The 8,060-nt window shown below is 35.8% G+C and carries 8 protein-coding genes; all 8 read right to left on the reverse strand.

What is annotated here, in order from left to right; all coding sequences use genetic code 11:
• Positions 1–4: 4 nt before the first annotated feature.
• Positions 5–889: a carbohydrate ABC transporter permease gene (locus ACO6FI_RS04345; RefSeq protein ID WP_128674584.1), complete on the reverse strand. Its 885-nt coding sequence runs from the start codon at positions 887–889 to the stop codon at positions 5–7.
• A gap of 25 nt (positions 890–914) precedes the next feature.
• Positions 915–1,823: a carbohydrate ABC transporter permease gene (locus ACO6FI_RS04350; protein ID WP_128674583.1), complete on the reverse strand. Its 909-nt coding sequence runs from the start codon at positions 1,821–1,823 to the stop codon at positions 915–917.
• Positions 1,824–1,958: 135 nt separating this feature from the next.
• On the reverse strand, positions 1,959–3,287 hold the full coding sequence (locus tag ACO6FI_RS04355) for an ABC transporter substrate-binding protein (protein WP_485456271.1): 1,329 nt from the start codon (positions 3,285–3,287) through the stop codon (positions 1,959–1,961).
• Between the two features lie 85 nt (positions 3,288–3,372).
• Positions 3,373–4,446 carry a LacI family DNA-binding transcriptional regulator gene (locus ACO6FI_RS04360; RefSeq protein WP_485456272.1) on the reverse strand — a complete coding sequence of 358 codons (1,074 nt, stop codon included), beginning with the start codon at positions 4,444–4,446 and terminating at the stop codon, positions 3,373–3,375.
• A 182-nt stretch (positions 4,447–4,628) separates the two neighbouring features.
• A complete protein-coding gene (locus ACO6FI_RS04365) occupies positions 4,629–5,741 on the reverse strand; it encodes an anaerobic sulfatase maturase (protein WP_485456273.1) in 1,113 nt (370 codons plus the stop codon).
• Positions 5,716–5,919: a hypothetical protein gene (locus tag ACO6FI_RS04370; RefSeq protein ID WP_485456274.1), complete on the reverse strand. Its 204-nt coding sequence runs from the start codon at positions 5,917–5,919 to the stop codon at positions 5,716–5,718. The genes ACO6FI_RS04365 and ACO6FI_RS04370 overlap by 26 nt, the downstream gene beginning before the upstream one ends.
• Positions 5,920–6,171: 252 nt before the next feature.
• The gene (locus tag ACO6FI_RS04375) at positions 6,172–6,708 is read right to left on the reverse strand and encodes a histidine phosphatase family protein (RefSeq protein ID WP_485456275.1); all 537 of its coding nucleotides are present in this window, start codon (positions 6,706–6,708) and stop codon (positions 6,172–6,174) included.
• Between the two features lie 488 nt (positions 6,709–7,196).
• Positions 7,197–7,877, reverse strand: a complete 681-nt coding sequence (gene pyrH / locus ACO6FI_RS04380; protein WP_485456279.1) for a UMP kinase — start codon at positions 7,875–7,877, stop codon at positions 7,197–7,199.
• Positions 7,878–8,060: the final 183 nt, after the last annotated feature.

Below are 8,060 nucleotides of genomic sequence, written 5' to 3' on the forward strand. Positions count from 1 at the left end.
CTTCCTATCCCTTTACACCTCCGGTTATTCCACCGATAATCTTCTTTGAAAGTCCGATATAAAGTATAAATGTCGGAATAAACACAATTATTACTGAAGCAAATAAACCTGACCAGTCACCGCTGTATTTCATTCCGTTTATCATTGAGAATAATCCAAGCGCTACAGGTCTTAGTTTCTCTGAATTTACAAATAAAAGTGAAAGGAAATATTCATTCCATATTGCTATGAAATTAAAAATTGTTACCGTTACAACTCCGCCTTGAGCCAGTGGAAATACTATCATCCAAAAAGCCTTTATCGGATGACATCCGTCTATAGCCGCAGCCTCTTCATAGGCACTTGAAATATTGGCAAAGTATGCCATAAGGAAGGTAGTTGTATAAGGTACTTTTATAGCAACAAACAAAACTATAAGTACAATTCTGTTTGAAAAAGCGTTACCAAGTAATCCGGCTCCCGCCACCAATGTATACAAAGGTATTATTACCATTATAAGAGGAACACCCATAGTTCCTGCCAGTGCGGAAGTAAGAAATTTTCTTCCCTTGAATTCAAATCTTTGTAAAACATAAGCATATGGGGCACATACCAGAATAATAAATACACAGGATAAAACCGCATAAATGAGTGAGTTTACAAAAAACACGGAAACATTTGATGATACCCATGCTTTAACATAATTCTCAAAATGAAGTCCTGTTTTAAATCCTAAAATATCCCCTGAAAATATATCTGCGGTAGTAGACAAACTTGCAGCCACTACCCAGCCTAAAAGCACCGCAGTAAAAGCAACCCAAAGTATCAGTATTATATATCCGGGTAACAGTTTAATCTCTTTTGACAAGTTAAAAGGTGCGGATTTTTCTTTGTTTTTCAGTATTTTCATAATCTAACCTTTCATAAAATGTTAATTAAAATTCCAAATCATCATCTTTAAGAACTCTATTGGCAACTCTGAATATAATTATTACCAAAGCGCAAAGAATTATACCTATTGCCGCACCCGCACCTGCATCACGAGAAATCATATCGGCGGTTTCAGCTCCGAATACTTTGGTATACATATATACCATAGGTACTACTGTAGATGTATCTGCAGTTAAAGGTGAGAAAAGCTGTGACCATATAAAGAATCCTGCAATACTTATTGACCACATAATAATATTTGTTCTTAAAATTCCTCTTAAAAGAGGCAGTGTTATATGAAAAAACTGTTGGACCTTATTTGCACCGTCTATACCTGATGCTTCATAATATTCCTTGCTTATTCTTTCGATTCCGCTGATCCATATAAGCATATGATGTCCTATCATTCCGAAGCAGTAAGAAAATAAAAGTGCATAGAATTTATGTTCCGCATCCAGCCACTGTATTTTTGCCAAACTCTCCAAACCTATCATTTTAAAAAATGTTGTAAAAAATCCATAGGATGAGTTAAAAGCATATTGAATCCACATTGTAGCCATAGCTACCGCACTGATTACATTCGGCAAATATATTGCCGCCTGAAAAAATCCCTTTCCTCTTATTCCGCTTGTCAAAATGATAGCTATCAATAAAGAGATTGAAAGTGTAACTATACCTCCGATTGTCCATATCTTTGCTATATTAATAAGCGACTGTATAAACAATGGGGCATTGAACAGATCTACGTAATTTCCCAAGCCTCTAAATTCCCATTTGTTTATCGGATCCGTAATTTCCACTATCTTAAAAAAGCTCATAATTACAGTTCTTATTATCGGGTAAATAAATACTCCAAGAAACAATATTGTTCCGGGAATAGTAAATGCCCAAATCATACTTTTATTGCGTTTCATAAATATTTTCCCTTCTGAAACAGGCTAGAGCCAAACTTTTATCTTATTATCTTAAATGCAATAATTTCACCGGTTAAAAAAGGCAGGTCAAATAACGACCTCGTTACCCGCCTGCCCTCTTTTTTCATTTAGACTTTATTTTCCTGCTGCCTTTTTCATATTTTCAACAAATTCAGCACCTGTAATCTTACCTGAGTAAAGCTTAATTAAATTCTCCTTTAATGCCGGTGTAATTTCCGGATTGCTTTCCGCACCACCCATAATCTCTGTGCAGTTATCAAAGTATGGCTTTACATCAGCCAACTGCTCAGGCCATGAAGGATTCTGTGAATCCGCAGGAAGACTTATACTCTCCTTGGCAAGCTTCTCGTCATATTCACCTCTTGTCATCTTCTCAATAAATCCGAATGCAGCTTCTTTATTCTTACATACTGAAGTAATAGCAAAGCTCTGTCCACCAATCATCATGGCTTCTGTGCCGTTAATTCCGTTATTTACTTCAGGATATCCGAAAAATCCCCATTCAAAATCAGGTCCTGTAATATTTTTAACTTCATTAACCACATATGTTCCTACAGCATACATTGCAACCTTACCTGTAGCGAATTCTGTATTCTGTCCTGTAGGGAATACATTTGAAGCCACAAGCTCTGAGAAATATCCCTTTGATGCAAGCTCTGCGAGGTCATTTGCTGTTTGTAAAACCTCAGGTCTGTCCCACTCATTATTGTTAATTGTTTCTTTCAAGCCTTCACTTCCTACAAGTCTTCCAAGATGCATACCGAAAGCCTGTGGTACATAGGCATCATCAGTAGTAATCGGAGTTATTCCCGCATCTTTAAGCTTTTGACATGCTGCAAGGAATTCATCCCAATTAGCAGGCACTTTGTCAACTCCTGCTTCCTTGAAAAGTTTTTTATTATACAAATAAGCATTTGCCTTAAACTGATAAGGAATCTCTTTAAGTACACCTTCATTATAGCTTCTAAAAAGCTTCATCATTGTCGGATTTGAACGTGACTCATAATCACTTGCTTTAACCAAATCCTCAAGGCTTATAATACGATCTCCGTAATTACTCTTATTTCCCTGTCCGTCAAAGAAGTCTACCTGCTGTTTTGCATCAAGTGCCGGAATCAAACCTTCTTTAATTCCTTTACGACCTTTAAACTCTACCTCTATCTCTACACCGGTTTCTTTTTCATAAGCTTTAACAGCCTCGGCAATAACAATTCCTTGTGGCTCTGTAGCTTCCCAGTTTGACCAGTAAACCAGCTTAACACCGCTGTAATCCGGTCCTTTAGCTTCACCATCCTTTGACTCACCGCTTGTGCCCTCTCTTGATGCTTGAGCTGCTGTAGTGCTTTCCTTGGCTGAATTGTTACCACAACCTGCCAGTACCGACATAATCATTGCGCCGGAAATCACTGCAACTCCAACTTTTTGTAAAAACTTTCTCTTCATATAATCCTCCTTGAATATGTATATTCACATATTTTATTAAACTGTATTCCCCTTCGGAAAACAGCAAATATAGTTCTAAAAAAATTCAATCCGCACAGAGATCCGCATTATTTTCAAGAGCGATATCAATTCTGCATGTTATAACATCAGGTACAGACATGTTTTTTATTAAGCAGTCTACCATAATCTTAAAAGCCATATATCCTTTTTCATAAGGATTTTGATCTATAACCGCCGACATTTTCTTCTGCTTTAGAAATTCCAGGGTTTCTTCATTTAGGTCTGTACCTATTATTGCCACATTTTTGTTTTTTCCCTGTTTTTCAAGTGCTTCCACAAATGCCCTGTTGTCATGAGAAGTAAGAGCATACATAAGACATATATCACTATACTTATCAAGTGCCTCACAGGCATTTTTATAGAGCTCTCCCCTATGATCCATATTTCTTGTATATCCTGTTATAAGCTCTATTATCAGCCCCGGTTTATTTTCTTTTATATAATTACAAAAACTTTCCAAACGCCCCTCATGTATTTTTGAGTCTGTACGACCACAGGAAACAAGTAATCTTCCCTTATCGGATGTTATAAGTCCGGCAAGCTCCGCCGCCACTTTACCCACCTGTACTTCCCTTGGCGGAATACTTATAAGACCTTCCGGAATTTCGATATGATCATCTATGACCAAAACCTTCATATCCTTTGCCAACATACTCTGAAACTGCATAAGTACTTCAGATGCTCTTGTGAAAGAAATTGTTATAACACCTCCATACTCATCAGATCCCTTTTTTGCAATCTCTTTCAGCTGTGCAAGCTGTTCTTCTTCGTTGTCACATACGAACGGACTTATTTCTATATTCAGTCCTTTAAGCTCATCGGCACCTTTGTTAATGCCAAGCCATAAATAGTCAAAATAAATCTTTTTCTCCCATTTATCCTTAGGAAGCACCACCGCAACTCTTTCGGTTTTTCTCTTAATGGAGGCTGCAGCATAATTTTCCACATACCCCATTTCTTTTGCCGTTTCTATAATCTTGGAACGAAGTTCATTGCTTATCCCTTCTTTGCCCCTAAGCGCTCTGTGAACAGAAACAGCAGATACACCCAATTCTTTTGATATATCCTTTATGGTTACCTTGCCCGGAGCTTTCTTCATAAATAATCCCTCTCCAATCTTTCAAAAGTAAAATTGAATATCAAGTTTAATTATCGTTTGCGTAACCGTTTACTTAAGTGATATTATATACCATAAATACTTTCTCGTCAATATTTTTATTTAAGTTGTATGAAATCAATTGGACTAAAATAAGCTTTTATACATCCGAGACTTTTTTGTTTTCATTGTAAGCTTTTGGCTATCTCAAGGATTCTATCATAACAGGCATCAAAGAATATTTTATATGCCTCACAAAAATAATTGCTGTATAAACCGGTATCGGGGTTTAAATCTCTATTGCGCTGACATCCTCCTCTACATACTCTGTAATATTTACATTCCATGCATACTCTATCAAGCTTAAAAGACCTTTCTATAAATCCGATTTCAGACCTTTTTTTGTCTATCTCAATTAAATTATTTTCATTAAAATTCCCAAGACGATATTCATCCATAGCATAAAAATCACAAGGGTAAACACTTCCGTCAGCTTCCACTACTGTTTGAATCCCACATACTCCATTCTGCTCACAGGATTCCGCCATATAACCCCCGGCAAGGTTTATATAATTTATGAACTGCCTGTTGTAGGGATCTTTCCCTTTTTTATAATCCTTGTACCATAAGTCAAACAGTTCAATTAAAAACTTTCCATAAACTTCAGCCGTTAAGGAATAGTGCTTAATTCCGCGCTCTTCATCAATGGGATCAAGGCAGGCTATATACTGCTGATACTTCCAGCCCTGCTTTTTATAAAAGTGATAGATATCTGAAATATTCTTTGCTACCTTAGATGTAATAACAGTTAGAATATTATAATCCACCTTATGCTTATCAAGCAAATTTGCCGAATTTAATATTCTGTCAAAAGTATTGTCTCCGTTTTTTGAATGTCTATAAGAATCGTGTATTTCTTTTGTACCGTCTACCGACAATCCTATTAAAAAATTGTTTTCCTTAAAAAAAGAACACCATTCATCCGTCAGTATAAAACCATTGGTTTGAACGGCGTTACTTACTTCTATATTATTTTTATTATACTGTTTTTGATAAGCCAATGCCTTTTTGAAAAAATCAATACCACATAAGGTCGGCTCACCTCCCTGGAAAGCATAATGTATGCTCCCCTCCGCCCTAAGCATGGTTTTTCTGATTGTGTTTTTCAAAGTCTTCTCAGACATAAATCCATAGGAATTTTGCAAACGCTTACTTGCCTCATCACAGTAAAAACAATATTCACAGGACATATTGCAAAGACCTGATGCGGGCTTAATTAAAACAGTTATTGGGGGCATGTGGTCTCCTTTTTGTTGGTGTAAATTTTAGGTCAAACTCTTTTGCAAGTAATGCATCAACTTCATCTGCAGAATACACTCTTCCTGCTTTTATAGAAGCATATCCTTTCTTCAGTTCCGTATCGAGTTGCTCTCCGGTCATTGTAGAAACAGACAACGGTGTGGATGTATTTATCATGGTAGAATCTCCTTTTTTATCATATTCTTAATAATCAACTTTGATTATGATTCCAAATACAGTAAAGCCAAGGAAGTCTCTTTTTATGCCTATTGCTTACTCCTATTTATTGGTAATAATATCATTTTCCAAAAGTACTTCTCTAAAGTATTCATTTCAGCATTCTCGTTACATTTACTCTTTTATTTTATATCATTAAAGAGTAAATGTAACAATTGAACTGTAAAATACATAAGATTTCACTTGTAATAATTATTTCTCCACCACAACATAACTTCCGGTTTTATAATGTACATTTAACTTATCATACCTAAAACCCTCATCCTTAAAAGCATTCAATAGAGTATGCATAAAAAATCCATGTGTTATGACTATAGCTTCCTCTCCATCCCTACAAAGCATATTTACAAAACTTTTCGCACGTTTTTTTGTAATCAATCTTCCTTCAATCTGTCTTGCAATATTAAAAAAACACTGAATCCGTCCTGCAAAGTTCCAAAACCATAACGGAAATCTAACCTTTGAATCAAAAGCGGACCTTAAAGGCACCTCGTTTATCAGCTCAGTTTGTCTAAGGTGGGTTTGTCCGAATATACTTATAGCAGTCTCTCTACTTCTTGATAATGTACTTATATAAATATTTTTATAATTATAATCCGGTAAGTTTTGCTCAGTGTGTTCGACAAAAGAGCTCTCGTATTCTTTGCAGGCTTTATCAAATTCGTCTGAGGTATACCATTTTTTCCATATATATTTTACTTTTGAATGACGCATAATAATTACTTTCATGGTACCTCCCGAATAAGTTATAAGTACATTATTATTTAATAGCTAAATCCGGCAGTTTTAAATATATTATAAATAGCTTTAGTATATCACATCTACACCGGTATACTTATGATATCAATAAAACCTAATATAATGCAGTCTGATACGCTACAGAATATAAAATTATTATATCCTCTTTTTTGATGAAAGTATGTAATTAACCTCCTTAAATTCAGGTGTTTTATAACTTCCAATTTTAATACCTGTACTACTATACACCTCTTTTTTTAAAGCTAAATATATGTCTAATACCGGATTTGTATTCGATGCTTGTCAATCCGAGTTGAATTCATGAAATCGTCAGACAGTCTGCGTCCCTCAGAATACCCATCATCGGCGAGATCTTGTTTGGACGAGAGTAGATTGTATAAATCCACTCAATTCAAACTTTTTGATACTCTCTTGCATAAATTCTCCTTAATATTATGTTTACTATGCATAAGCAAAGCTTACACTGTCACAACTGTTCCGTTTATTTTACCTTCAAGTGCATTCTTTATTGAATTCTTTTCGTTTAAATCAAATACTGCAAGCGACATCTTACGTTCAAGGCACATAACAGACGCCGTCAAATCCACTACGGCAAGTCTCTTGTCAATAACCTCTTGAATAGTAAGCTTATCATACTTTTTGGCGTTAGGTTCAAGCTTAGGATCTGCACTATAAACTCCGTCAATAGACTTTGCCAAAAGTATCATATCCACATCCATCTCAATAGCTCTAAGCACAATGCCTGTATCTGTAGAGAAGTACGGATGTCCTGTACCGCCTCCGAAAAATACCACCTTGCCTTTTGAAAAGCTCTCATTTACCTTGTCCTTTGAGAAAAGCTCAGCCATATCTCCACAGGCAAATGCAGAGTATATAGCGGTATCTATCCCTTCAGAGCGGAATATTTCAGATACATAGATACAGTTCATAATAGTTGCAAGCATTCCGATCTGGTCGGCCTTTGTTCTGTCTATAGCTTCTGAAGTTCTGCCTCTCCAGTAGTTACCTCCGCCGATTACTATACCTATATCACAACCCTCAGCCAGTGAAGGCTTTAACTGCTTTGCAATATCTCTTACCTTTTCTTCATTGTAGCCGCCTTCAGGCTTTGCAAGGGCCTCGCCGCTTAATTTCAACATTACTCTTTTCAAATATGATTTAAACTCCCAGTACTCCTTTGCTAAAAGGCAGTATCTTTCAATATCATCTATATTCTCTATTGGCTTTCTTCCATTGCAAATTAATTTATCTACAAATTTTTTGTCATCTAGTATATAGTTAATTAAATAATCATCACAAATAATTATTCTATGGTATAATAA

This window comes from Lachnoanaerobaculum sp., from assembly GCF_057250505.1.